Raw genomic sequence first — 26,536 nt, 5'->3', positions numbered from 1 at the left:
CTGATCTCCTTGTCTGGCGTTATGGCGCGGCAGAGCTTGGGAACAATCCGCGCGGAATTTATGGGCTTCGCTTATCGCAAAATCTGCTGCGATGCAGCAGAAAAAACGCAAAAATCGTCCACCGGACAACTGCTATGCACAATTGTTATCCCTGCGAACGACTGAGCCCGCAAAATTCCTCAGAACAGGAAATAACGCTGCGCCATTGGCAAAACCGTCGCCGGTTCGCAGGTCAGCAATTCTCCATCGGCACGCACTTCATAGGTCTCCGGGTCTACCTCGATATGCGGGGTCAGCGAATTGTGGATCATCGATGCCTTGGAGATTCCACCGCGAACGTTCTTTACCGCCAGGAGCTTCTTGGCGACACCGAGACGCTGGGCGAGACCGGCATCAAGCGATGCCTGCGACACGAATGTGACGGAAGAGTTGGTGCGCAGCTTGCCGTAAGCGGCAAACATCGGCCGGTAATGCATCGGCTGCGGCGTCGGGATCGAAGCATTCGGATCACCCATGGGCGCTGCCGCAATAGAACCGCCCAAAAGAACCATATCGGGTTTCACGCCGAAGAATGCCGGGTTCCACAATACCAGGTCGGCGCGTTTGCCGACCTCGATCGAACCGATCTCGTGAGAGATACCGTGTGCGATGGCCGGGTTGATGGTGTATTTCGCGACATAGCGACGAACGCGGAAATTGTCGTTCTCGCCGGTTTCTTCCTTGAGGCGGCCACGCTGGCGCTTCATCTTGTCGGCCGTCTGCCAGGTGCGGATTGCCACCTCGCCAACGCGGCCCATGGCCTGGCTGTCGGATGAGATGATCGAAAATGCGCCGATATCGTGGAGGATATCTTCAGCGGCAATGGTTTCCTTGCGGATTCGGCTTTCGGCGAATGCGATGTCTTCCGGGATCGATGGTGACAGGTGGTGGCAAACCATCAGCATGTCGAGATGCTCCGCCAGCGTGTTGACCGTGTAGGGCCGCGTCGGATTGGTCGAAGACGGAATGACGTTTGGATTGCCGCACACCTTGATAATATCGGGCGCGTGACCGCCGCCCGCACCTTCGGTATGGAAGGCGTGAATGGTGCGGCCCCGGATGGCGGCAACCGTGTCTTCAACGAAACCGCTTTCGTTCAGCGTATCGGTATGGATCATGACCTGCACGTCGAAAGCATCGGCAACCGTCAGGCAGTTGTCGATGGCCGCAGGCGTTGTACCCCAGTCCTCATGCAGCTTCAGCGAGGAGGCACCAGCCAGAATCATTTCCTCGAGCGGCGCAGGCAGAGAGGCATTGCCCTTGCCGGCCAGCGCGAGGTTCATCGGGAATGCATCGAAGCTTTCGATCATGCGCTCGATGTGCCATGCGCCGGTGCAGGTGGTGGCAAGCGTACCGTGTGCGGGACCGGAGCCGCCGCCCAGCATGGTCGTGACGCCGCTCATCAGCGCTTCTTCGATCTGCTGCGGGCAGATGTAATGGATATGCGCGTCCATGCCGCCGGCCGTCAGTATCTTGCCTTCGCCCGCAATCGCCTCGGTCGAAGGGCCGACAATAATCGTTACGCCCGGCTGGGTGTCGGGGTTGCCCGCTTTGCCGATAGCATGAATGCGACCGTCCTTGAGGCCGACGTCTGCCTTGTAGATCCCGCTATGATCGACGACCAGGACATTGGTGATGACGGTATCAACCGCCCCTTCCCCACGCGTTGCCTGGCTCTGGCCCATCCCGTCGCGAATGACCTTACCACCGCCGAATTTTACTTCTTCGCCATAGGTCGTGAAATCCTTCTCGACCTCGATAAACAGTTCGGTATCGGCAAGACGAACCTTGTCGCCGACGGTCGGGCCAAACATACTGGCATAGGCGGCACGGGAAATCTTGTAAGGCATGGGCTCAGGCTCCTTCAGACGCGGAGAAAATCGATGTATCGGAAATTCGGATCAGTCGTCCCTCACGGGTGAGGGCATCGACCAGTTGTCGTTCGGCGGCAAATGGGTGCAGGCTCCAGCCTTCATGGCCGAAACCGACAATCGCAACCTCATCATCGGAGGTTCGGCTTTCTTCCAGAACATGCGCGATGGCAACCATGCCGCTACTCGGGCAGACGTAAGGTTCGGGCAAATAAGCCTGCAAGGCCGCATCCACCCGCTCGTGAACGGCGCGCGGGATAACAATATGGGCCTTGCCGGTTTCTTCAGCGAAGGCCGCAAAACCAGCGCTATAATCGGCACAGAAATCGGCCAGTTCCGGCCAGTTCTTCAATATCTCGGGTTCCATGTCGGAAAATTTCGCCGGATCGCGAACCGACCAGATCGCAGATGCATGTTTTACGCTGTCATTATTGCGCCACTCGGCGCTTTCCGTCATCGCTTTACCAGGACGACCGGTGTTGCAGACGGCAACGATGTCGGTACGATTGCCACCCGGTCCGACTGAACGGCAATCGTTGAAGCGGATGACCACATCGGAAAGGTCGATAAAATCGGCCGCTCCGCGTGGTATCTCTCCGTTTCCAACGATCATGATGCGCCGCGCCATAACGTCAGAAACCTTCCGAAAGCTGGCGCAATTCCGTGGCCCGTTCACGGCTCATATCGGCGAGGCAGGAGGCAATCAGCATCGGCTCCATCGTTCCGCCTCGGGCCTGAAACCCATGGAAATCACAATTGGCGTCGCGGAACGCGACCCAGGCACGCTGCGCGGCAACAAGGGCTTCGGTCGCGCCTTTTCCTGCCGCATCGGCAGCCTTGTCACGCTCGGCAAGAACCCTGCGCAGCTTCTGATATTCGGCGTTCAGTTCCTTGTCGGCCTTGTTGTAGTCCTGCCCGGCGCACATGGTCATGGCGCTTTGCGTTTGCGGAGCGGTACAATCAAGCGCTTCCTCAGCCATAGCAGGCAAGGATGCACCATCGACAACGAACAGCATCGTGGTTACGGCAAAGCCGTGCATCAAACGTTTCATGGCTTTCACCTCACAACGAGGCGCCATCATACGCCTGCGGTTTCAACGCGCGCGGATCGACACCATCGAGACAATTCGCGTTGACTGCCACCATCGGAGTTCCATCCGGCCCGTCAGCGTAAGCAAAACTTTCAATCCCGCAGGTCGAGCAAAAGAGATGATGGATATGATGCTTGTTGAAGAGATATTCCGTCAGCTTGCCTTCGCCAGAAAGCAGGGTGAACTTGTCCTTCGGCGCAAAAGCGAGCGTGGAACCGAGGCGCTTGCAGCGCGAGCAGTTGCAGACAACAGTGTGGTCAAGATCGGCATCAACCTCGAAGCTGACCGCACCGCACTGGCAACTTCCATGATAATGAGCGGTCGCCATCTCAGAGTTTCCCCATAACCTGCTGGCGGAAACCGTACACTTCCCGTTTTCCCGAAAGCGGAACCAGCGTAACCTCGCGTTTCTGGCCAGGCTCGAAACGAACCGCCGTGCCGGCAGGAATATCCAGCCGCATACCGCGAGCCTTGTCGCGATCAAAGGCGAGACCAGCATTGGTCTCCGCGAAATGATAATGGCTGCCGACCTGCACCGGGCGATCACCCGTATTGGCGACAGCAATCGTCACAGTCGGCTGACCGGCGTTGAGTTCAATGGTGCCTTCAGCGGCAATGACTTCGCCTGGTATCATGGTGTTCCCCTTTTTGTCTCAAGCGACTTTTTTATTTCAGGCCGCCCGAACCGGCACACAACCTTCCGCCTTCAAAACACGTTTGGTCGAGGCCGGATTGTTGACAAGCTTGGCAGCGGGACGAATTGGTCTGCGAACCAGTTCACCGCCGCAGTTCGGGCAGATGCCGGAGAGAGTGCCGGCCGCGCAATCGGCGCAATAGGTGCATTCGAAAGAGCAGATCATCGCGTCCGGGCTCTCTGGCGGGAGATCGCGATCGCAGCATTCGCAATTGGGCCGAAGTTCCAGCGCCATGGCGGCTCCTTATCGAATGGGTTCGTGCACTGTCACAAGCTTTGTGCCATCGGGAAACGTCGCTTCCACCTGAACATCGTGGATCATTTCGGCAATGCCTTCCATGACCTGAGCGCGCGAAATCACATGCGCACCGGCCTCCATCAAATCCGCCACGGCCCGGCCATCACGCGCGCCTTCCACAACGAAATCGGTAATCAGCGCAATGGCTTCCGGATAGTTCAGCTTCACGCCGCGTTCCAGCCGGCGCCGTGCCACCATGGCGGCCATGGAAATCAGAAGCTTGTCTTTTTCTCGAGGGCTAAGGTTCATCGTCGTCCCAAAATATGAAGCTTTACAGATTCCAGACTTTCGGCACTGACGCGCCATTTCGCAAGAGCGAAATGACCGGGAAGAGTATTTTTCTGAGCGAGAAGCCGTCGGTTGCCGAAACGCGGATAACAAGCTTGCCCTGCCACTCACTCGCCCCGCCATGATCGCCAATGATGTCGCGGATTTTTGTCAGGTAAGATTCGGCAAGCGGACCGATATAGAGGATCGTTGCGAAGGCGACCTGGCCGGACAGCACGGCAGCTTTGGCCGTCAGGTCAGCAATATCGCCATCAAGCAGCAATTCCTCGGCATGAACGAGCTGTCCGCCATGGCGAATGCGCCAGCGGTCACGGAAAAGGCCAGTATTCATGGCCTCTCCCATCGCCTGGCGACCGAGCAGCACGGCCTCGGCGGCTATGAACTCGGCGGATGCGTCAAGATCCGCTTCCAGCCTGCGGGTCAGCGATGACTGATCGAAAAGGATTGTTTCCTGCGGCAGCCAGTGAAGCTTTGCACCTGGGCCTGCAGACATGCGGGCAGTGACGGCAGCAGTACCCGACGATGCCTTGTAGACTTTTTCGCAGGCCTGGGTCGTCACCACCAGCGACGTGCCTCCAGCGGCTACCGCTTGCCATTCGATCTGGTCGCCACCCGTCAGGCCACCGGAAGAATTGATGAGGATTGCCTCGATCTCGTTCGAAAAGGTATCCGGCAAGCGGATCTTGGCGCAGCCTTCCTGAAACAGTTCGTCAAGACGGCTGCGTCCTTCGACCGCCTTTGTTACAATGCGTCCTCGCCCGCGGGCGCGTTGTTGAGGGGCATGTTCACTGCCTTGCTGGCCGGAAGGGCGGATGCTTTGCTGCTCTGACTGCACGATGTCTCCGGGGTGGTTGCGGAAGCGGAAACCACCTTCGCAACGCAGTCTTTTTTCACGACCGCATCCACCACCAGTTGCCCTTCCGTATTACGGAAGAAATCCCACATTCTTTCAGCCGCATCAACCGTTCGCGTTACCTCACCTGTGGGCATTTTGCGCTCGACCACAGCTTCGGCCTTGACCGTCGGGGTCGGTTCGCTGGCGCCCGGCTTGCGGGTCACGATGGCGGATGCCGCCAGCACTTCCGCTTTCATGGTCGCGCGCGGCCAGGCATGGTCCCAATTGTCGATGACATAGGAATGGATACGCGCGCCGGACTTGCATACGTCATAGGAATTGACGATGAAACTTTCGCCGGATTTGCTTTTTGCGCCGCCCTTGCAGCCATCCAGCTCCGCCCAGCGTTTCAGCGCCGTTTCACCACCATATTGCCAATAGGCCTTGCCACCGCCCTGATAGGGGTTGGCCGGGTCCTTGGTTCCCGCAAACGCAATGATCGACATAGGCCGGGCAGGCTTGCAGCTTGCCGCATCTGGCGCCCATTTGCCCTCTGCCTCGACCGGATAACCGGCGCGCAGCGACGCGACAAATCCTGCGGCCGAAAAATCGTTGCTGCCATTGCAAAGGAACTGCGACAGCATGCGTCCGCCACCGGAGTAACCCGAACCGAAGAAACGCTCCTCGTCTACGCAGAACTTGCCCTTCACCATGGCGATCGCATCGTTGATGTAGGAGACTTCATCCAAGCCGCCGGGACGTTTCGTAACACCGGGAACATTCCAGGCATGGGTGCCCGGCAACTCGCCATTCAGGCTGCCCTGCAATGCAACAACGACAACACCGTCACGCTCGGCCAGTTTGTCCCAGCCACTGCGGTCAAGCTGACCATTCGCGTTGCTGTTGGAACCGTGAAAATCGAAAACCACCGGCAGCGGTTTGTTTCCATCATAAGCGGATGGAACAAAATAGACACCCTGGCGTTCTGCGCCATTGGACAGGATGGAAAAGTCATGTCGACCCGGTTTCATACCGGGTCCGGGAACCTGACCGCAGGTCGATGCCGACGCTGCGAGACCTGTGCTTGCGCAAATCGCAAGACCGATGGCGAGAGTACGAACGGAGCGGAACAGCCGGGCGGACCGGACAACTGCAAAGTCTAGATTCATTGACACGCCTTTATTGGGCACAGTTCCCCGACGATACGTCGGACGTGCGTGGAATGTAAGGGATCAACTGTCGCAGCGTGCGAATAGACTATCTCTGTGTCTCGCATGCAGCATTTGCGCTGCCAATAACACAGGCTGTTCTTCAATAAAATGCAAAAATTGCGCATGAAAGCTATGCAGAGCTGCATAGTCTTTCAAAATATTAATCGCCCGTTTGTATAGCGTGATCAGCGGGCGATGATTTCAAGGCAACTTTATACTGTCAGGTGACGTCGTGCTTCCGGCGTATCCAGCGTCTCAGCCAACCCTTCATGCACGATCTCGCCGCGATCCATGATATAGACATAGTCGGCAAGCTCACGGCAGAAGTCCAGATATTGCTCGACCAGCAGGATCGCCATACCGGTGCTGTCGCGCAGATATTTGATCGCCCGGCCGATATCCTTGATGATCGACGGCTGGATGCCTTCGGTCGGTTCGTCCAGCACAAGGATCTTCGGACGCGTTACCAGCGCCCGGCCGATGGCGAGCTGCTGTTGCTGCCCCCCCGACAAATCCCCTCCGCGTCTGGAAAGCATGGATTGCAGGACAGGAAACAAACTGAAAATATCGTCGGGAATGAAGCGCTCCTTGCGCGGCAACGGCGCATAGCCGCTTTCGAGATTTTCCTGAACGGTCAACAGCGGGAAGATTTCGCGCCCTTGCGGAACATAACCCACACCACGCTTGGCCCGCTGGTAGGGAGCAAGACCGTTCAGTGTTTCACCTCCGAAGCTGATCGATCCGGCGCTGATGGCGTGTTGACCGGTGACGGCCCGCAACAGCGAACTTTTCCCGACCCCGTTACGTCCCAGAACGCAGGTGATCTTGCCCATTTCCGCATTGAGCGAAATGCCGCGCAACGCCTGGGCTGCGCCATAGTGAAGATTGATGTTTTCGACGTTCAGCATATCAGCGCCCCAGGTAGTTCTCGATCACCTTGGGATCGTTCGAGACAAAATCGATCGATCCCTCGGCCAGCACGGAGCCTTCAGCAAGGCATGTGACTTTCACGCCAAGCTCACGAATGAAACCCATGTCGTGTTCAACCACGACCACCGACCGGGTCTTTGCGATCTCCTTCAGAAGCACGGCTGTCTCGGCCGTTTCCGCATCGGTCATGCCTGCGACCGGCTCATCCACCAGAAGCAGTTTTGGCTCCTGCGCCAGCAACATACCGATCTCGAGCCACTGTTTCTGACCGTGCGAAAGATTGGCCGCCAGGTCGTTGCGACGATGTCCAAGACGCACTGTCGCAAGGATTTCCTCGATACGCGCCTTGTCCTTATCCGTCAGCCGATAGAACAGCGTGGCGAACACACCGCGCTTGCGGTTCAGTGCCAGTTCCAGATTGTCCCAGACCGTATGGCTTTCGAACACGGTCGGTTTCTGGAATTTTCGCCCGATACCGAGCTGAGCGATATCCGCCTCGTCTTTCTTCGTCAGGTCAACGCTGTCTTCGAAAAGCACAGTGCCTGTGTCAGGGCGGGTCTTGCCGGTGATGATATCCATCATCGTCGTCTTGCCGGCACCGTTCGGGCCAATGATGGCACGAAGCTCGCCGGGCTCGACCACGAAGGACAGAGAGTTCAGTGCCTTGAAGCCATCAAAGGATACGGAAACGCCATCGAGATAAAGCAGGCTTTTCGAACGGTTTTCGGAAATCGTGTTCATATCAACCTCACTCCGCAGCCTGCTGCGTGACTGCTGCGGCGTCATCGTTGCCCGCGTCGCTTTCGCTCTGCCGCTTTGCGACCAGACGCTTTTCCCGCCGCCCGGCCAAGTAATGCTGGATGGTGCCAACGATGCCCTTGGGGAAGAACAATGTGACTGCGATGAAAAGACCACCGAGCGCAAACAGCCAGAATTCAGGAAATGCACCGGTGAAATAGCTCTTGCCGCCATTGACCAGCACCGCACCGATGATCGGCCCGATCAAGGTCCCGCGACCACCGACGGCAGTCCAAACTACCACTTCGATGGAGTTGGCTGGAGAAAACTCACCGGGATTGATGATGCCGACCTGCGGCACGAACAGTGCACCGGCGATGCCGGCGATCATCGCCGAGACGACGAAGGTGAAGAGCTTGATGTTCTCGACACGAAAGCCGAGGAAACGGACGCGGCTTTCCGCATCGCGCACACCGACCAGCACCTTGCCGAACTTGGAATTGACGATGCCGGCTGCGATCAGCAGCGAAACCGCAAGCATGATCGCCGTCATCGCAAAGAGTACGGCGCGCGTACCATCCGCCTGCACCGAAAAACCGAGGATATCCTTGAAGTCCGTCAGGCCGTTATTGCCGCCGAATCCCATGTCGTTGCGGAAGAAGGCAAGCAACAGCGCGTAGGTCATGGCCTGTGTGATGATCGATAGATAGACACCGTTGACACGGCTGCGGAAGGCAAACCAACCGAACACGAACGCAAGCAACCCAGGCACAACCAGCACCATCAGCGCTGCGAACCAGAACATGTCGAAGCCATGCCAGAACCAGGGCAGTTCCTTCCAGTTCAGAAACACCATGAAGTCGGGCAGAACGGGGTGACCATAAACACCGCGGGTGCCGATCTGGCGCATCAGATACATGCCCATGGCGTAACCGCCGAGCGCGAAAAAGGCGGCGTGACCAAGCGAAAGAATGCCGCAGTAGCCCCACACCAGATCGAGCGCCAGCGCCAGCATCGCATAGGCGAGATATTTGCCGAGCATCGACATGATATAAGTCGGTACATGCAGCGGGTGATCTGCAGGCAAAAGCAGGTTTGATGCCGGAATGAGCAGCGCGACGGCCAGAATGATGCCGATGGCGATGGAGATGCGCCGGTCGAGCGCTTTGATGAGGAAGCCGGTAATCATGCTTCGATTGCCCTTCCCTTGAGTGCGAAGAGACCGCGCGGCCGCTTCTGGATGAACAGGATGATGAGGACGAGCACGAGGATTTTACCGAGTACCGCACCGACAGTCGGCTCCAGGAACTTGTTGAAGACCCCAAGCGACAGCGCACCTACCAGCGTACCCCAAAGATTGCCGACGCCGCCAAACACCACCACCATGAAGCTGTCGATGATGTAGCTCTGGCCAAGGTTTGGCGACACATTGTCGATCTGGGAAAGAGCAACCCCGGCAAGCCCGGCGACACCTGATCCGAGTGCAAAGGTGAAGGCATCGACCCAAGGGGTTTTGATACCCATCGATGATGCCATACGGCGGTTCTGGGTCACGGCACGCATTTCGAGCCCGAAGGACGAACGCTTCAGCAACATGAGCAGCGCGAAAAACACCGACAACGAGAAGGCGACGATCCACACGCGGTTCCAGGTGAAGTTCAGATAACCGATGCTGAAGGAGCCGGACATCCAACTCGGGCTGCCAACTTCACGGTTGGTCGGGCCGAAGATCGAACGGACACCCTGTTGGAGGATAAGCGAAATACCCCAGGTCGCGAGAAGCGTTTCCAGTGGCCGCCCATAGAGGAAGCGGATAACACCGCGTTCCATGACTAGGCCGATGGCACCAGTGACAAGAAACGCAACCGGCAGCGCAATTGCCAGCGACCAATCGAACAGGCCAGGAAAATTGGAGCGGATGACGTCCTGCACCATGAAGGTCGAATAAGCGCCAATCATCACCATTTCGCCATGCGCCATGTTGATGATGCCCATCACACCAAAGGTGATGGCAAGACCGATCGCCGCGAGCAGCAACACGGAACCGAGCGACAGACCGTACCAGACGTTCTGAACATTATCCCAAAAGGCCAGCGAACCTTCGATGCCCGCAATTGCAGCATCGATATCGGGTTTCAGGCTTGCATCGACGGAAGATGATGCGGCCATGAGAATGCTGATCGCATCGCGACCGCCAATGTTCTTGATGGTTTCGATTGCGGCCTTTTTCTGGTCGGCGGGACGGTCGGAGGAAAGCAACGAAACCGCTCTCGCCTCTTCCATTCGGGCGCGCACCTCTGCATCCGTTTCCTTGGCGAGGGCGGCATCGAGCAATTCGAGATTTTCTGCGCTTGGCGCCTTCAGGACCGCATCCGCTGCTGAAAGCCGCACGGATTTCTGCGGGCTCAGCAGCGTCAGACCGCCAAGTGCCGCGCGAATGACGCGGCGCAGATTGTTGTTGACCTTGACCTTGGTAACGGCGGCCTTGGGGGCTTCACCCGCACTCTCGCCAGAAAGCGGATCGATCAGCGTGAAATTTGCACCAGCTGTCTTGACCATGAAGACTGCGTTGTCGGCCTTTCGCAGATAGAGATCACCCGCAGCAAAGGCTTCAAGCGGTGCGACGACGCGCGGATCTCCGCTGGCGGCAATCTGGCCGATCAATGTTTCAGCCTGCTTGAAATCCGCCGTCCCGAGCGCATCGATCAGCGCTTTCGGCTCACTCTGCGCCGCCGCCGGCATGGCCAGACACATCAGCATGCCGATAAAGGTCAACACACGAAGAAACATAGTCCCAAGTCCCCCTTGGATGCCCTCCCGTCTGGAAGGCAGCTTTACTTCTCTCCGCCATGCCTGAACTGATCCGGCAAACTCCGTTAGCCGCGCAGATGCACGGCTGCTGGGTTCCGGTCTGAAACCGGAGTGGCGGCCCACGACTCATGCCGCAGGTCATTGGAATGAGAGGCGCTTTGGCGCGCCTCTCTGCATGCATTCGAAATCAGATCAGCTGCCCTTGCCGCCGCACTTGCCGGTCGCAACGTTGAAGTTGCCGCAGGACATCGGCTTGCGCCAATCCGAGATCAGGTCCTTGGAGTCAGGCAGATAGTCCGACCACTCATCGCCGACCACGGCAGGCGTTTCCTGAACGACTTCGAACTGGCCATCAGCCTGAATTTCGCCGATCAGGACCGGTTTGGTGATGTGGTGGTTCGGCATCACGGTCGAGTAACCGCCCGAAAGGTTCGGAACCGAAACGCCGATGATCGAGTCAAGAACAGCGTCCGTATCGGTCGTGCCGGCAGACTCGACAGCCTTCACCCAGGCATTGAAGCCGATATAGGCAGCTTCCATCGGGTCGTTGGTCACGCGCTTGTCGTTTTTGGTGAACGCGTGCCAGGTCTTGATGAACTCGGCGTTGACTGGAGCGTCGACGGACTGGAAGTAGTTCCAGGCAGCCAGATGGCCGACCAGCGGCGATGTGTCGAGACCGGCAAGCTCTTCTTCACCCACGGAGAAGGCAACAACAGGAATGTCTTCGGCCTTGATGCCCTGGTTCGCGAGTTCCTTGTAGAACGGCACGTTGGCGTCACCATTGATGGTGGAAACCACCGCGGTCTTCTTGCCTGCAGAACCGAACTTCTTGATGTCGGACACGATTGTCTGCCAGTCGGAATGACCGAATGGCGTGTAGTTGATCATGATGTCCTCTTCCTTGACGCCCTTGGACATCAGGTAGGCCTTCAGGATCTTGTTGGTCGTCTGTGGGTAGACATAGTCCGTACCGGCCAGAACCCAGCGTTCGACACCTTCGGTGTTGGCGAGATAATCAACGGCAGGGATGGCCTGCTGGTTCGGAGCGGCACCGGTGTAGAAGATGTTGCGCGAGGATTCCTCACCCTCGTACTGTACCGGATAGAAGAGAATGGAGTTCAGCTCTTCAAAAACCGGAAGAACGGACTTGCGCGACGAAGACGTCCAGCAACCGAAGACGGCGGCAACCTTGTCCTGGCTGATGAGCTGGCGAGCCTTTTCAGCAAACAGAGGCCAATCGGACGCGGGGTCGACCACCACAGCTTCGAGCTTCTTGCCCAGAACGCCGCCCTTCTTGTTCTGCTCTTCGATGAGCATCAGCATGGCGTCTTTCAGCGTCGTCTCGGAAATTGCCATGGTACCGGAAAGAGAATGCAGAACGCCCACCTTGATCGTGTCATCGGCAGCAAATGCGCCGTGGAACGCGGTGGTGGACAGAATGGCGCCGAGCAATGCGCCAGTCAGCGTTTTTCTAAATGTCATCGGAAGAACCCCTCTCCTTGTTTTAGCCTCTATGGGCATCGGCAGCGCTTGAGACCGCCGCTGGAGGAGACTATCGATCTCGCAGACGCGAAACCGTATACGTCAATTGACGTAGGTGGGGTGGCGAAAGGTGCAGCAAGAAAAATGAAGCCGCGCGACCAGAGGCCACGCGGCTCACAAATGAAGTCGATCTAACTGATGATCAAGCGTGCGGTTTGTCGTTTCGCTCTTCGTCCCGGATCGCCTCGTCGTGATACCACGATCCGAAATCGATGTGCGGCGCCCTTGCTTCTTCCTCAAGAGCGCTCAAACCGCCCTTTCGAAACTTGGAAACGCCTGCGCGTCCGCCAACGGGGAATTGATAGATTGTTGCAGTCTCACGATGAAAGCCGGTCGCCATTTCGAACTTCTCACTTTCTTTGCATCGAAGCGCTTCGCTGATGAAGCAAACTTCCGAGCCTCGGATTCGCTCCACTTGATTAAAAAAAAATCACGTTGCGAAAAATATAGGCATTAATCGCCACTCCGGCAAGAAAAACCATTCCAGAAGCGCCGGATTTCAAGGCATTTGCCAAACGAACGAACGAACCGCCAATCTGTGCGCCGCAGCAGCCGTTCTACAGCCGACGCCAGGCCTATGCATAAGAAATCACTCATGAATCATAAGGGGTGTTTTTCCTTGCTGCGGCGCAGCATTACCTCGGCAGCGATGTGGCATCGGCGTTTTCCAAATCGGCGCCAGAAAGATTTTTCGAAAAAATCGGCAAACAACACCAATCTGGCACGCAACATGCATCTATCCCGGCAGCCCTTGATCGCGAGAGCGGCTTCCGGCGGCGAAAGCACCGGGGGCCTCAAGGCTTCGCATTTTTACCTATGAGAGGTTCGTAATGACTAAGTTCAAACTCGAGTACATCTGGCTCGACGGGTACAAGCCGGTACCAAATCTGCGCGGCAAGACGCAGGTCAAGGAATTCGACGAATTCCCCACGCTCGAGCAGCTCCCGCTTTGGGGCTTCGATGGCTCGTCCACCCAGCAGGCTGAAGGCCATAGCTCGGATTGCGTACTGAAGCCTGTTGCGATCTACCCGGACCCGGCCCGCACGAACGGCGCTCTCGTCATGTGCGAAGTCATGATGCCTGATGGCGTTACGCCGCACTCTTCCAACAGCCGCGCAACCATCCTTGACGATGAAGACGCATGGTTCGGCTTTGAGCAGGAATACTTCTTCTACCAGGACGGCCGCCCGCTCGGCTTCCCTGAGCAGGGTTACCCGGCTCCGCAGGGCCCGTACTACACCGGCGTTGGCTACAAGAACGTTGGTTCGGTTGCTCGCGAGATCGTTGAAGAGCACCTCGACCTCTGCCTCGAAGCAGGCATCAACCACGAAGGCATCAACGCCGAAGTGGCCAAGGGTCAGTGGGAATTCCAGATTTTCGGCAAGGGCTCCAAGCGCGCCGCCGACCAGATCTGGATCGCTCGTTACCTGCTTCTCCGTCTGTGCGAACAGTACGGCATCGACGTCGAATTCCACTGCAAGCCGCTCGGCGACACCGACTGGAACGGCTCCGGCATGCACTGCAACTTCTCCACGAAGTTCATGCGTGAAGTTGGCGGCAAGGAATACTTCGAAGCCCTCATGGCTGCGTTTTCCAAGAACTGGAAAGAGCACATCGACGTTTACGGCCCGGACAACCACCTGCGTTTGACCGGCAAGCACGAAACGGCTCCGTGGAACAAGTTCTCCTACGGCGTTGCTGACCGTGGCGCATCGATCCGCGTCCCGCACTCTTTCGTCAACAACGGCTACAAGGGCTACCTTGAAGACCGTCGTCCGAACTCTCAGGGTTGCCCGTACCAGATCGCTTCCATCGTTCTGAAGACGATCGCGGAAGTCCCGACAGCAAAGTCGGCTGCTGCCTGATAAACAAGAAATGGCGTCGTCTTCAAACGAGACGACGCCATTTTTGCGTCTTGCGCACACCGCCAAGTTCTGGAGCGCCAGCGCTCATCGTTTTTACTTAAAACAAGAGCACAAAAAAGGCATCAGCCCTTTACGGAACAGCTCAATCGAACGGCTGAGCCGCGAGGTGACCTTTCGCCAGTTCACTGCGGCAGCGTATCCTGCGCGCTGGAAAATTCCCGCAATACGGGCCCGCAATACAGGAAGGTGAACGATGAGCATTCTCCGGAAATTCTCCCTTGAAAACCGCACAGCGATCATCACCGGCAGCGGACGCGGTCTCGGCTTCGAAATCGCCAAGGCCTTTGCTGAAGCTGGCGCCCATGTCTGGCTGACTGGTCGCAGTGTCGAGACGCTGGAAACAGCGGTCAATTCCCTTCGCGAAGCAGGCGGCAAGGCCGATTATGCCGCTTTCGACATCGCCGACACGACGGCAGGCGGCAGCCTCGTTCGGCGCGTCGTCGACGAGGCCGGACATCTCGACATTCTCGTCAACAATGTCGGCGCACGCGACCGCCGGCCTCTGGCCGAGTTCAATGACGAGGATATGCTCGACCTCATCCGCACCGACCTTACCTCTTCCATTTCCCTGTCTCGCGATGCTGCCGAAGCGATGAAGGCAAAGACTTACGGGCGCATCATCACGATCACCTCCATCCTTGGCTACATGGTCAGACCTGGAGACGCGATCTACCCCGTCGCCAAACAGGGCCTCACAGGTCTGATGCGCTCCATCGCCGTTGAGTATGGCGCGCAGGGCATCACCAGCAATGCAATCTCGCCTGGCATGTTCGCCACGGAAACCAATGCCGCACTTGCCGAAAACCCTGAAATGATCGCTTTTGCCAAGCTACGCGTCCCGCTGGAACGCTGGGGCAAACCTGATGAAATTGCCGGCGCGGCGCTGTTTTTGGCCAGCGACGCATCCTCTTTCGTCAATGGCCACGTATTGACGGTGGACGGTGGCATGTCGGTCCGGCTCTGACGCGGTATTCCCTTGCAAAAACGGCCCTTTCGCCCGAAAGTGCACAATTGAACATCACTTTCGAAAGAGCGCTGGTTTTTAGGCATGGCCGCACGGCAACGCATCATTCCCGTCAGGCGCGAATATAACCGTTGGGTCGCCAACCAGACGCTGGAAGACTACGCCCTGCGCTTCACGGCCAAAAGCGCGCGTCAGTTTTCGTCCAACCGCATTTCGCATACAGCCATCGGCGCAATTTCCTTTCTCGCGCTGGAGGCTATCGGCGGGGCCATCACCCTTTCCTACGGCACGACGAATGCCTTTTATGCGATTGTCGTCGCAGCAATCGCCATGCTCGCTGTTGGACTGCCGATCAGTCGCTACGCCATCCGCCATGGCGTCGACATCGATCTGCTGACGCGCGGCGCAAGTTTCGGCTACATCGGCTCAACGATTACCTCGCTGATCTATGCCGCCTTCACCTTCATGCTGTTCGCCATCGAAGCGTCGATCATGTCTGGTGCGCTGGAACTGGCACTCGGTATTCCGCTCTGGATCGGCTACATAATTTCGGCCGTCATGGTCATTCCGCTCGTCACCCACGGCGTGCGCCTCATCAGCCGTTTTCAGATCGTTACCCAACCCTTCTGGATCGTGCTGAACATCCTGCCGTTCATATTCATCGCCGTCATGGACTGGGAGAAATTCGACCTCTGGCGCGCATTTTCCGGCATCCATCATGCCTCCGGACCACCCGGAACCGTGGCTCCCTTCAACCTCGTCGAGTTTGGCGCGGCCTCTGCCGTCATTCTGGCGCTGATGTCACAAATCGGCGAGCAGGTGGACTTTTTGCGCTTCCTGCCCGCCGAAGGCCAGAGCCGGCTGCGTCACCGCATCGCTGTGTTCCTGGCCGGCTCCGGCTGGGTGCTTGTGGGCGTTCCGAAACTGCTGGCCGGTTCCTTCCTCGTGGTCTTGACCTTCAGTTCCGGCATCTCCGTCGACCGTGCCGCCGATCCAGCGCAGATGTATCTGACTGCCTTTGGCTACATGATCCCCAATCACACGGCGGCGATGTTGCTCATGGTCGCCTTCGTCGTGGTGTCGCAGCTCAAGATCAATGTGATGAACGCCTATGCGGGCTCACTTGCCTGGTCCAACTTCTTTTCCCGCCTCACCCACAGCCATCCAGGCCGCGTCGTGTGGCTGGTGTTCAACGTGGCGATCGCCCTGTTGCTGATGGAACTCGGCATCTACCGTCTGCTCGAAGAAACCCTCGGCATTTTTTCCATCATTGCCATGGCCTGGCTTTGCACCATTTCGGCCGATCTTTTCGTCAACAAGCCGCTCGGCCTCGCCCCTCCCGGTATCGAGTTCAAGCGCGCTCATCTCTACGATATCAACCCGGTCGGCGTCGGCTCCATGGCGCTTTCGGCGACCATTGCCTTGATGGCGCATTTTGGTGTGTTCGGCAGTGTCGTCGCCTCGCTTGCCCCCTACCTTACCCTGATTGTCGCCTTCATCGCTTCGCCACTGATTGCCTGGGGAACGAAAGGAAAATTCTACCTGGCCCGCAAGCCGCGGCAGAAGTGGCATGAGGAAAGCTCCATCACCTGTTCGATCTGTGAACATCCATTCGAGCCAGAAGACATGGCATGGTGCCCGGCCTATGCCGCACCCATCTGTTCGTTATGCTGTTCGCTGGACAGTCGTTGCCACGATATGTGCAAGCCGAAGGCCAAGCTCAATTATCAGGTCGCCACCGTCGCAAAGTCTTTTCTTCCGGATGATCTGGTGGCAAAACTGGCGACGCGGCTCGGCCGATACGCGATGGCGGCCGCCATCGCCGTCACGACAATCGGCGTTATTCTGGCGCTGATCGCCCATCAGGTCGGCACCGCCTCTCCAGCAACGGCTGACGTGGTGAACCGCACCATCCTCATCGTCTTTTTCGTCTTCGCCGTCATTGCCGGGATCGTCTGCTGGTTCCTGGTTCTCGCCCATGATAGCCGGGTGGTGGCGGAAGAGGAATCGTCACGACAGAACACCTTGCTGCTGAAAGAAATAGCCGCACACAAAAAAACCGACGCCGCTCTTCAGGATGCCAAGGAAACGGCCGAAGCCGCCAACCGCGCCAAGAGCCGTTACGTTGTGGGTCTCAGCCACGAATTGCGAACACCTCTCAATGCCGTCCTGGGCTACGCGCAAATCCTTGAGCGCGACGATACGATACCTCCGCCACGTCAATCCGCCATCAGGGTCATCAGGCGTTCCGCCGATCACCTGTCCGGTCTGATCGATGGTTTGCTCGACATTTCCAAGATCGAAGCAGGCCGCCTGCAGGTCTATTCCAACGAAATCAACATTCAGGATTTTCTCGACCAGATCGTCTATATGTTTCGTCCGCAGGCACAGGCAAAGAGCCTGGAGTTCAAGCATGAGCGCGCCCGCAGCTTGCCGCAATATGTCCGAACCGACGAAAAACGCCTGCGCCAGATCCTCGTCAATCTGCTTTCCAATGCCATCAAATTCACCGACGCAGGTGTCGTTACCTTTGATGTCGCCTATCGCAATCAGGTGGCAACCTTCACGGTAACAGATACCGGGCGCGGCATTGCCGAAAAAGATTTGAGCCGCATCTACGAACCTTTCCAGCGTGGTGAGGCCGAAAGCGTTCGTCCCATGCCGGGGCTCGGCCTTGGTCTGACCATCACCCAGCTTCTGACCAATACGCTCGGCGGAGAAATCGCCGTGACAAGCGAGAAAGACAAGGGGTCGACTTTCCGCGTCCGGCTGATGTTGTCAGCCATCGATCGACCAAGCACTGCACCGGCAGCGGAAAAAACCACACGCTCCTATTCCGGACCTCGCCGCACGATCGTTGTGGTTGATGACAACGAGGATCATCGCGAGCTGATGCGGGAAGTGCTTGTACCGCTGGATTTCGTGGTCCTGACCGCACAGAGCGGGCCGGAATGCCTCACCCTGATTGAAGGCATCAAACCCGACCTTTTTCTCATCGATATTTCCATGCCCGGTATGACCGGCTGGCAATTGGTATCGAAGCTGCGCGATGCCGGGCAGACAGCGCCTCTCATCATGCTTTCGGCCAATATCGGCGACGGAGCGATTGCCGGTGCGGGAGAGGACAACCACAACGACGCCATCGCCAAGCCGGTCGACATCCGCCAGCTTTGCGACAAGCTTGCCGTCCACCTCGGTCTGAAATGGATTTATGGGACGGATCCGCCAATCGTGCTGGAAAAACCGATCAGGGCGCCAGTCATCAACCCTGGCGCGATCCACATTCAGGATTTGCAGCGCCTCGGCGAAATCGGCTACATACGCGGCATCGAAGCAAAACTCGCCGACCTTGCCCGCAATGAAGACAACCGGCCCTTCACGGAGGAGCTGGGAGCCTTTGTGCAGGCATTCGATCTCGCTGGATATGCGGATTTCCTCAGCGGCTTCGAAGACGGGGACAAGAACAGGAAAGAACGCAAGGCATGAGCGAACCGTCGACGGCGCACCCCAGAGATATCGTGCTTCTGGTCGATGACAGCCCGGAAGCTCTCGGTTTCCTGACCGAAGCCCTGGAGCAGTCCGGCTTCTCGGCACTGATTGCAACATCGGGGCAGGCGGCGCTGAACATTGCCGAGCGTATTACGCCAGACATCATTTTACTCGATGCGGTCATGCCGAACATGGACGGTTTCGAAACCTGCCGCCGCCTGAAGTCCAACGCTGCGGTGGCACAAGTGCCGGTGATTTTCATGACCGGACTGACCGAAACCGAACATGTCGTGCGAGCACTCGAATCCGGCGGTGTCGATTATCTGACCAAACCGATCAACATCGATGAGTTGCGTGCCCGTATCCGTGTTCACCTTTCGAACGCACGCTCGGCACAAAGCGCCCGCGTGGCGCTCGACGCCGCTGGTCGCCATCTGCTTGCGGTGCGCGCCAGCGGTGCTATCCATTGGTCGACACCGCAAGCGACACGGCTCGTCAATGCCGCGACCGGTCGCGATGACGGGCTTGAGATCATCGTCAGCCATATCGCCGGCTGGCTCGCCGATCGGGCCACTGTCGACACAGGCCGCGACACGCCTTTGACGATAACGCAAGCCGGACGCCCTGCCCTGCAGCTATCTTTTCTTGGGGCCATGGGACCGGACGAATATCTGTTCCGTCTGACAGCCGCGAACGAGAAATCGGGCGATCATCTTCTGAAAGAACATTTTGCGCTGACAGCCCGCGAATCCGAGGTGCTCTTGTGGATCGCCAAAGGCAAATCCAACCGCGATATCGGCGACATTCTCGGTCTCTCCGCGCGTACCGTGAACAAGCACCTGGAACAGATCTACGTCAAACTCGGCGTCGAAAACCGTGCATCAGCAGCTGTAAAGGCAACTCACATCCTGCATCAGGGATGAGCACGACTTGGGCGATACCTAAGCCGTCATGCCCTCGGCAATGAAATCCGGATTGGCAAGCGCATCCTCGCCTTCGCCCTTCACCTCATAGGCAAGCGGACGACCCGAACAATCAAGCGTTCTGCCACCGGCGGCACGCAGCACCGCATCGCCTGCAGCCGTATCCCACATCATGGTGCGGCTGAAACGCGGATAAATGTCGGCCACACCTTCCGCCAGAAGACAGAACTTCAGCGACGAGCCAACCGAAACACAATCTTTGAGACCATGTTCGGCCACGAAGGCTTCCGTCTTTGCAGTACAATGCGAACGGCTGATCAGCGCCACTGGCGAGGCCGCCCGCATGCGGGCGCGAATGGCATGGCGCGCTTCAATCGCACCTTCCGTTGACACCGTCAGCTTCTCCGCATTTTGGTCTTCACCGGTCCACGCTTGTCCCCGGCAAGGCGCGTAAACAACGCCCGCAACAGGAACGCCCTTGCGGATCAGGGCGATATTGACGGTAAAATCGTCCTTGCCGGCGATGAATTCCTTGGTTCCATCCAGCGGGTCGACAAGAAAAAACTGCTCAGCAATCTCTGGAACGGCACCATTGGAAACCGCTTCTTCCGCAATAACTGGAATATCGGGAAAGTTGCGCGCCAGCGCTTCCAGAATGATCGTTTCCGCCCGTTGATCTGCCTCCGTTACCGGCGAACAGTCGTTCTTATAGGAGACATTTGGGCCGGCCTTGTGCACTGCCATAATGGCTTGCCCGGCATCAAGTGCGGCCTGCGTCAATATCTCGATCATCCGTGAGCCCTTGTCAGTTTCGGGGCGCGTCAATAAGTGCGGCACCGGCACCCCATTCGCGATGCGGTCGGCAAGGGCAGAAGCCGTTTGCGCTTTGTTTGTGGACCCTGACGCTGCCACTTTCGCTACTCCTTTGCAAACGCCTCGTCAAATAATGGCATTTGGAATTCTATAAATAAGCATTTACCCGCCATTTTTTCAGCATTTCCTGCCAAAATCATGATCCATTTGATCGGGAAGCAGGCAGTGCGTGTGGAAATTCTAAATATTGTGCAGAAACGCGGGTTTTTGACTTCACATTTCCACCGAACACGATAAGGGTTTGAGATATGGGGGCAGCGCAATAAGTTTTCCCCCATAATTAACATAAACGAGGCGTGGCTCAGTAGAGGCCATACCCGGGGGAAAGACATGGAGTACTTTATCCAGCAGCTCATAAACGGGCTGACTCTGGGATCGATTTACGGTCTCATCGCCATTGGCTATACGATGGTCTACGGCATCATCGGCATGATCAACTTCGCACATGGCGATATCTTCATGCTCGGCGGCTTTGCTGCCTTGATTGTTTTTCTGATCGTCACATCTTTCGTCGCCGGCATCCCGGTGGCACTTCTTCTGATCCTGATGATGGTCGTGGCAATGCTGATGACCGGCCTGTGGAACTGGGCAATCGAACGGGTGGCATATCGCCCGTTGCGTGGCTCGTTCCGTCTGGCGCCGCTGATCACCGCGATCGGCATGTCGATCGCGCTTTCCAACTTCATCCAGGTAACGCAGGGTCCGCGTAACAAGCCGATCCCGTCGCTGGTGACAGACAGCTATCATTTCGGTGCGATCACCATTTCGCTCAAGCAGTTGATCATCGTTGTGGTGACGTCAGTTCTCTTGTTCGCGTTCTGGTACATCGTCAACAAGACGCCTCTCGGACGCGCACAGCGCGCCACCGAGCAAGACCGCAAGATGGCGGCACTGCTCGGTGTGGACGTTGACCGCACCATTTCGATCACCTTCATCATGGGCGCCGCACTCGCTGCCGTGGCGGGTACGATGTACCTTATGTACTACGGCGTGGCCTCGTTCAACGACGGCTTCATCCCTGGCGTAAAGGCGTTCACCGCCGCAGTTCTGGGTGGCATCGGTTCGCTTCCGGGTGCGGTTCTCGGTGGTCTCTTGATCGGCCTTATCGAGTCGCTCTGGTCTGCCTATTTCTCCATCGCCTACAAGGACGTAGCCGCATTTACCATTCTGGCTTTCGTGCTGATCTTTAAGCCGACCGGCATTCTTGGTCGTCCGGAAGTGGAGAAGGTGTAAGTCATGGCCAATATTGTTTCAGACAAAGAAGAGCCGAATGACGCTATCCTGGCCACGGCCGTAAAGGAAGGCCTCATCGCAGGCGCCGTGGCGCTCGGGATGTTCGTCCTCTACGTCGGCATCATCACCTACCAGGACATCAACAACCAGTTGATCTGGGGCACGCGCTGGGGGCTTCTGGCGATCTTCGTCGGCATCGCCGCTTTCGGACGCTTCCTGATGGTTGGTTTTGTCCAGCCGCATCTCGATCGCCGCAAGCTTGCCAAAGCCAAGAAGGGCATTCTTGAAATTTCTGAAGAGAAGGGCTTTTTCCATCAGCACTTCCTCAAGATTGCTCTGGCCGTCCTGCTGCTCTACCCGATTGTTGCCGTTCAGCTTTTCGGCTTCCAGGGCTCACTGAAATACGTCGACAACTTCGGCATCCAGATCCTCATCTACGTCATGTTGGCCTGGGGTTTGAACATCGTCGTTGGCCTCGCTGGCCTGCTCGATCTCGGTTACGTGGCGTTTTACGCCGTCGGCGCATATTCCTACGCCCTGCTTTCGAGCTATTTCGGCCTGTCTTTCTGGGTGCTCCTGCCGATGGCCGGTATCCTGGCTGGTTTCTGGGGTATCATCCTCGGCTTCCCCGTTCTCAGACTGCGCGGTGATTACCTTGCCATCGTGACGCTGGCCTTTGGTGAAATCATCCGACTTGTGCTTCTGAACTGGACCGAGGTCACCAAAGGCACCTTTGGTATCTCCGGCATTGCAAAGGCTTCGGTCTTCGGCATCTGGTCTTTCGACGTTGGCGCTCCGAACAACTTCGCCAAGGCCTTCGGCCTGTCGATGTCGTCGGCTTACTACAAGATCTTCCTGTTCTACGTCATTCTGTTGCTGTGCATGCTGACGGCCTATGTCACGATCAAGTTGCGCCGCATGCCGATCGGTCGTGCATGGGAAGCACTGCGTGAGGACGAGATTGCCTGCCGCTCGCTCGGCATCAACACCGTCATCACCAAACTGACGGCTTTTGCGACAGGCGCGATGTTCGGCGGTTTCGCCGGTTCGTTCTTCGCAGCCCGCCAGGGTTTCGTATCACCGGAAAGCTTCGTCTTCCTGGAATCCGCCGTCATCCTGGCCATCGTCGTTCTCGGCGGTATGGGATCGCTGACGGGGATCGCGATTGCTGCCCTCGTCATGGTTGGCGGTACCGAGGCACTGCGTGAAATGGAGTTCCTGAAGCATGTCTTCGGGCCTGACTTCACGCCGGAACTCTATCGCATGCTGCTGTTCGGCCTCGCCATGGTCATCGTCATGCTGTTCAAGCCGCGCGGCTTTGTCGGCTCACGCGAACCGACGGCCTTCCTGAAGGAGCGCAAGGCCGTTTCCGGAAGCTTTACCAAGGAAGGTCACGGCTGATGACCTCCGGGACGACGACTATGACATCCAATGCAACTGGCGATACGATCCTCAAGGTCGAGCATCTCTCTATGAAGTTCGGCGGCCTGATGGCCATCAACGACTTCTCCTTTGAAGCAAAGCGCGGTGATATCACCGCGCTGATCGGACCAAACGGCGCAGGAAAGACCACAGTCTTCAACTGCGTTACCGGTTTCTACAAACCGACGATGGGCATGATCACGATGCGCCGTGCCAATGGCGAGACGCACCTTCTCGAACGTCTGCCCGACTTCGAGATCACCAAGAAAGCCAAGGTGGCACGTACCTTCCAGAACATCCGCCTGTTTTCCGGCCTGACAGTTCTGGAAAACCTGCTGGTGGCACAACACAACGCCCTGATGAAAGCCTCCGGTTATACCGTGCTTGGCCTCCTGGGCTTGCCGGCCTACAGGCGGGCAGCCGACGCGGCGATTGAAAAGGCAAAGTACTGGCTGGAAAAAGCCGATCTGGTCGAGCGCGCCGACGATCCCGCCGGTGATCTTCCCTATGGTGCACAGCGCCGTCTGGAAATTGCCCGTGCGATGTGTACCGAACCGGAACTTCTCTGCCTCGATGAGCCCGCCGCCGGCCTCAACCCAAAGGAATCGCTGGCACTCAATGCGCTGCTTCGCGGTATTCGCAACGAGGGAACATCGCTGCTCCTGATCGAGCACGACATGTCCGTGGTCATGGAAATCTCCGACCACGTCGTCGTTCTCGAATACGGTCAGAAGATTTCGGATGGCACACCGGAGCATGTGAAGCACGACCCGAAGGTCATTGCCGCCTATCTCGGGGTCGAGGATGATGAAGTGGAAGACGTGATTGCAGAAGAACTCGACGGGGGAGCGGCCTGATGACCGGTGAATCCCTTCTCAAGGTTCAGGGTGTCGAAACCTATTACGGCAACATTCGTGCACTGGCCGGTGTCGACGTAGAGGTGAACAAGGGTGAGATCGTCAGCCTTATCGGCGCCAACGGCGCCGGCAAGTCGACGCTGATGATGACCATCTGCGGCAGCCCGCAGGCCCGCACAGGGCAAATCACCTTTGACGGTGAGGACATCACCCGTCTGCCAACGCATCTGATCGCCCGCAAACGCATTGCTCAGTCGCCGGAAGGCCGCCGCATTTTTCCGCGCATGACCGTGCTGGAAAACCTGCAAATGGGCGCAAACCTCGACAACCTCAAATACTTCAAGGAGGACGTCGAGAAAATCTTCGTGATGTTCCCTCGCTTGAAGGAGCGTCAGAGCCAGCGTGGCGGCACGCTCTCGGGCGGTGAGCAGCAGATGCTGTCGATCGGTCGTGCACTGATGGCAAGGCCGAAGCTCTTGCTTCTCGACGAGCCATCGCTTGGTCTGGCGCCATTGATCGTCAAGGGCATTTTCGAGGCAATCAAGAAGCTCAACCAGGAAGAAGGCCTGACTGTCTTCCTCGTGGAGCAGAATGCCTTCGCCGCACTCAAGCTTTCCGATCGCGCCTATGTCATGGTCAACGGCAAGGTGACGATGAGCGGTTCTGGTAAAGAACTGCTTGCCAATCCGGAAGTACGCGCCGCCTATCTTGAAGGCGGACGTCACTGAAAGATTTTACTTGCGCCGGAGATTTTGCGGCGCAAAACTACACATGGCGTTCCGCAAATCACCAAAGAGTTGCGGAACGTAAACAACAAAAATGCCTGCCGGAAAAACGGTGGGACGCTCAAAAATGGCAGGGCCGGGACATCACCTCCGGTGCTGATGGGGAAAGAAATGCAGGGCCTTTTTTTCGAGACCGATAACGGTGTCCGTTACATTCTGCGCGCTCTGGTTGTCATCCTTGGCTTCTGGACAGCCTGGCGAACAGGCAAGTCCGTTGCCGATGGCTGGGGCAGCTACACGCGGGTGGTCATCTATACGCTGGCGCTTGGCCTTGCCTTGCGCTTTCTGCACCACGCGCTTTTCAACGGACCGTTCCTGAACGGTTTCTACTACATACTGGACGTGGCTCTCCTGCTGGTATTTTCCAGCGCCGGATTCCGCGTTCGCCGGACAAGCCAGATGGTGAATAATTACTACTGGCTCTACGACAGAAGTTCGGCTTTTTCCTACAAGAAGAAAGATTGACAGTCAGATTTTTCTGGCTGCACAATACTCGTTAGAGTGGAACAGTTTCCTGTTCAGTTAAGGTGGGTACTGAACAGGTTCGTGCGATCAACCCATCCAAAGGAACTGGGAGTAAAGTAATGAAGAAGTCTCTTCTTTCCGCCGTTGCGCTGACCGCCATGGTCGCCTTCAGCGGTTCGGCCTGGGCCGATATCCTGATTGGTGTCGGCGGTCCGTTGACCGGCCCGAACGCTGCTTTCGGCGCTCAGCTTCAGAAGGGTGCTGAACAGGCTGCTGCAGACATCAATGCTGCAGGCGGTATCAACGGCGAGCAGATCAAGATCGTGCTCGGCGACGACGTCTCGGACCCCAAACAGGGTATTTCGGTCGCCAACAAGTTCGTCGCTGACGGCGTAAAGTTCGTCGTCGGTCACTTCAACTCCGGCGTTTCCATCCCGGCGTCTGAAGTCTATGCCGAAAACGGCATCCTCGAAATCACCCCTGCCGCTACCAACCCGGTCTTCACCGAGCGCGGCCTGTGGAACACTTTCCGCACTTGCGGTCGTGACGACCAGCAGGGCGGCATTGCCGGCAAGTTTCTAGCCGACAATTTCAAGGACGCGAAGATCGCCATCATTCACGACAAGACACCGTACGGTCAGGGTCTTGCCGATGAAACCAAGAAGGCTGCAAACGCTGCTGGCGTTACCGAAGCCATCTACGAAGGCGTCAACGTCGGCGACAAGGACTTCTCGGCCCTCATCGCAAAGATGAAGGAAGCCGGCGTCTCGATCATCTACTGGGGCGGCCTCCACACCGAAGCCGGTCTCATCATCCGCCAGGCTGCCGACCAGGGCCTGAAGGCGAAGCTCGTTTCGGGTGACGGTATCGTTTCGAACGAACTGGCCTCCATCGCTGGCGACGCTGTTGAAGGCACGCTGAACACCTTCGGTCCTGACCCGACGCTGCGTCCGGAAAACAAGGATCTCGTTGCCAAGTTCAAGGCAGCGGGCTTCAATCCGGAAGCTTACACGCTCTACTCCTACGCTGCAGTTCAGACGATTGCTGAAGCCGCCAAGGCTGCCGCTTCTCTGGAAGCGGAAAAGGTTGCTGAAGCGATGAAGTCTGGCAAGTTCGCAACCGTTCTCGGCGAAATCTCCTTCGACGAAAAGGGCGACCCGAAGCTTCCTGGCTACGTCATGTACGAATGGAAGAAGGGCCCGGACGGCAAGTACAGCTACTTCCAGCAGGGCACGTGATCCCTTCAGGACGC

General features: G+C 57.4%; 26 protein-coding genes. 10 read left to right on the top strand and 16 right to left on the bottom strand.

The window, feature by feature from the left end:
* Positions 1-179: 179 nt before the first annotated feature.
* The 15 genes from ureC to ACIQT8_RS10035 all read right to left on the bottom strand — a co-directional run bounded on the left by ureC (position 180) and on the right by ACIQT8_RS10035 (position 12,688).
* Positions 180-1,889, bottom strand: coding sequence for an urease subunit alpha (gene ureC, locus ACIQT8_RS10105; RefSeq protein ID WP_138791239.1), 1,710 nt, complete (start codon positions 1,887-1,889; stop codon positions 180-182).
* A 4-nt stretch (positions 1,890-1,893) separates the two neighbouring features.
* Positions 1,894-2,538, bottom strand: coding sequence for a Urease operon accessory protein (locus ACIQT8_RS10100; RefSeq protein WP_400964948.1), 645 nt, complete (start codon positions 2,536-2,538; stop codon positions 1,894-1,896).
* A 4-nt stretch (positions 2,539-2,542) separates the two neighbouring features.
* A complete protein-coding gene (locus ACIQT8_RS10095; protein ID WP_400964947.1) occupies positions 2,543-2,962 on the bottom strand; it encodes a lysozyme inhibitor LprI family protein in 420 nt (139 codons plus the stop codon).
* 10 nt (positions 2,963-2,972) lie between these two features.
* On the bottom strand, positions 2,973-3,329 hold the full coding sequence (locus tag ACIQT8_RS10090; protein ID WP_138791241.1) for a GFA family protein: 357 nt from the start codon (positions 3,327-3,329) through the stop codon (positions 2,973-2,975).
* A 1-nt stretch (position 3,330) separates the two neighbouring features.
* A complete protein-coding gene (locus tag ACIQT8_RS10085; protein ID WP_138791242.1) occupies positions 3,331-3,636 on the bottom strand; it encodes an urease subunit beta in 306 nt (101 codons plus the stop codon).
* Between the two features lie 36 nt (positions 3,637-3,672).
* A complete protein-coding gene (locus ACIQT8_RS10080) occupies positions 3,673-3,930 on the bottom strand; it encodes a DUF1272 domain-containing protein (protein ID WP_262523212.1) in 258 nt (85 codons plus the stop codon).
* Positions 3,931-3,939: 9 nt separating this feature from the next.
* On the bottom strand, positions 3,940-4,242 hold the full coding sequence (locus ACIQT8_RS10075) for an urease subunit gamma (RefSeq protein ID WP_138791244.1): 303 nt from the start codon (positions 4,240-4,242) through the stop codon (positions 3,940-3,942).
* 22 nt (positions 4,243-4,264) lie between these two features.
* Positions 4,265-5,095 (bottom strand): urease accessory protein UreD, encoded by an 831-nt coding sequence (locus ACIQT8_RS10070; RefSeq protein ID WP_262526188.1) that lies wholly within the window; start codon positions 5,093-5,095, stop codon positions 4,265-4,267.
* Positions 5,023-6,285: an alpha/beta hydrolase family esterase gene (locus tag ACIQT8_RS10065; RefSeq protein WP_400964946.1), complete on the bottom strand. Its 1,263-nt coding sequence runs from the start codon at positions 6,283-6,285 to the stop codon at positions 5,023-5,025. Before ACIQT8_RS10065 ends, ACIQT8_RS10070 begins: the two co-directional genes overlap by 73 nt.
* A gap of 254 nt (positions 6,286-6,539) precedes the next feature.
* The gene (urtE, locus tag ACIQT8_RS10060) at positions 6,540-7,235 is read right to left on the bottom strand and encodes an urea ABC transporter ATP-binding subunit UrtE (protein ID WP_138791247.1); all 696 of its coding nucleotides are present in this window, start codon (positions 7,233-7,235) and stop codon (positions 6,540-6,542) included.
* 1 nt (position 7,236) lies between these two features.
* Complete coding sequence (gene urtD, locus ACIQT8_RS10055) at positions 7,237-7,998, bottom strand: urea ABC transporter ATP-binding protein UrtD (protein WP_400964945.1); 762 nt, start codon at positions 7,996-7,998, stop codon at positions 7,237-7,239.
* A gap of 7 nt (positions 7,999-8,005) precedes the next feature.
* Positions 8,006-9,184 (bottom strand): urea ABC transporter permease subunit UrtC, encoded by a 1,179-nt coding sequence (gene urtC, locus ACIQT8_RS10050; protein WP_262523214.1) that lies wholly within the window; start codon positions 9,182-9,184, stop codon positions 8,006-8,008.
* The gene (urtB, locus tag ACIQT8_RS10045; RefSeq protein WP_262523215.1) at positions 9,181-10,785 is read right to left on the bottom strand and encodes an urea ABC transporter permease subunit UrtB; all 1,605 of its coding nucleotides are present in this window, start codon (positions 10,783-10,785) and stop codon (positions 9,181-9,183) included. Before urtB ends, urtC begins: the two co-directional genes overlap by 4 nt.
* 213 nt (positions 10,786-10,998) lie before the next feature.
* Complete coding sequence (gene urtA, locus ACIQT8_RS10040) at positions 10,999-12,288, bottom strand: urea ABC transporter substrate-binding protein (RefSeq protein WP_262523216.1); 1,290 nt, start codon at positions 12,286-12,288, stop codon at positions 10,999-11,001.
* Positions 12,289-12,490: 202 nt separating this feature from the next.
* Positions 12,491-12,688 carry a DUF2735 domain-containing protein gene (locus tag ACIQT8_RS10035; protein ID WP_400964944.1) on the bottom strand — a complete coding sequence of 66 codons (198 nt, stop codon included), beginning with the start codon at positions 12,686-12,688 and terminating at the stop codon, positions 12,491-12,493.
* A gap of 490 nt (positions 12,689-13,178) precedes the next feature.
* On the opposite strand from ACIQT8_RS10035, the gene ACIQT8_RS10030 reads away from it, so the two are divergent.
* From ACIQT8_RS10030 to ACIQT8_RS10015, 4 genes are all read left to right on the top strand, one after another.
* Positions 13,179-14,213 (top strand): glutamine synthetase beta-grasp domain-containing protein, encoded by a 1,035-nt coding sequence (locus ACIQT8_RS10030; protein WP_138791252.1) that lies wholly within the window; start codon positions 13,179-13,181, stop codon positions 14,211-14,213.
* Positions 14,214-14,466: 253 nt separating this feature from the next.
* Positions 14,467-15,237: an SDR family oxidoreductase gene (locus ACIQT8_RS10025; protein ID WP_400964943.1), complete on the top strand. Its 771-nt coding sequence runs from the start codon at positions 14,467-14,469 to the stop codon at positions 15,235-15,237.
* A gap of 84 nt (positions 15,238-15,321) precedes the next feature.
* Positions 15,322-18,723 carry an ATP-binding protein gene (locus ACIQT8_RS10020; protein ID WP_400964942.1) on the top strand — a complete coding sequence of 1,134 codons (3,402 nt, stop codon included), beginning with the start codon at positions 15,322-15,324 and terminating at the stop codon, positions 18,721-18,723.
* Positions 18,720-19,649: a response regulator gene (locus ACIQT8_RS10015; protein WP_400964941.1), complete on the top strand. Its 930-nt coding sequence runs from the start codon at positions 18,720-18,722 to the stop codon at positions 19,647-19,649. Before ACIQT8_RS10020 ends, ACIQT8_RS10015 begins: the two co-directional genes overlap by 4 nt.
* 18 nt (positions 19,650-19,667) lie before the next feature.
* On the opposite strand, the gene cysQ is transcribed toward ACIQT8_RS10015, so the two are convergent.
* Complete coding sequence (gene cysQ, locus ACIQT8_RS10010; protein WP_400964940.1) at positions 19,668-20,441, bottom strand: 3'(2'),5'-bisphosphate nucleotidase CysQ; 774 nt, start codon at positions 20,439-20,441, stop codon at positions 19,668-19,670.
* A 411-nt stretch (positions 20,442-20,852) separates the two neighbouring features.
* Between cysQ and ACIQT8_RS10005 the strand changes: the two genes are divergently transcribed.
* The 6 genes from ACIQT8_RS10005 (at position 20,853) to ACIQT8_RS09980 (ending at position 26,522) form a co-directional block, all read left to right on the top strand.
* Positions 20,853-21,755 (top strand): branched-chain amino acid ABC transporter permease, encoded by a 903-nt coding sequence (locus ACIQT8_RS10005; protein WP_138791256.1) that lies wholly within the window; start codon positions 20,853-20,855, stop codon positions 21,753-21,755.
* Between the two features lie 3 nt (positions 21,756-21,758).
* Positions 21,759-23,156, top strand: a complete 1,398-nt coding sequence (livM, locus tag ACIQT8_RS10000; protein WP_400964939.1) for a high-affinity branched-chain amino acid ABC transporter permease LivM — start codon at positions 21,759-21,761, stop codon at positions 23,154-23,156.
* Complete coding sequence (locus ACIQT8_RS09995) at positions 23,156-24,034, top strand: ABC transporter ATP-binding protein (RefSeq protein WP_262523222.1); 879 nt, start codon at positions 23,156-23,158, stop codon at positions 24,032-24,034. Before livM ends, ACIQT8_RS09995 begins: the two co-directional genes overlap by 1 nt.
* Entirely contained in the window at positions 24,034-24,762 is a 729-nt protein-coding gene (locus tag ACIQT8_RS09990) for an ABC transporter ATP-binding protein (protein WP_138791259.1), read from the top strand. Before ACIQT8_RS09995 ends, ACIQT8_RS09990 begins: the two co-directional genes overlap by 1 nt.
* Before the next feature lie 168 nt (positions 24,763-24,930).
* A complete protein-coding gene (locus ACIQT8_RS09985) occupies positions 24,931-25,284 on the top strand; it encodes a DUF6867 family protein (RefSeq protein WP_138791260.1) in 354 nt (117 codons plus the stop codon).
* Between the two features lie 119 nt (positions 25,285-25,403).
* Positions 25,404-26,522 (top strand): branched-chain amino acid ABC transporter substrate-binding protein, encoded by a 1,119-nt coding sequence (locus ACIQT8_RS09980; protein ID WP_138791261.1) that lies wholly within the window; start codon positions 25,404-25,406, stop codon positions 26,520-26,522.
* Positions 26,523-26,536 lie beyond the last annotated feature (14 nt).

The sequence above is a fragment of the Agrobacterium sp. NPDC090273 genome (assembly GCF_044772305.1).
Taxonomy (GTDB): Bacteria; Pseudomonadota; Alphaproteobacteria; order Rhizobiales; family Rhizobiaceae; genus Agrobacterium.
This window is presented reverse-complemented; position numbering and strand designations above follow the sequence as displayed.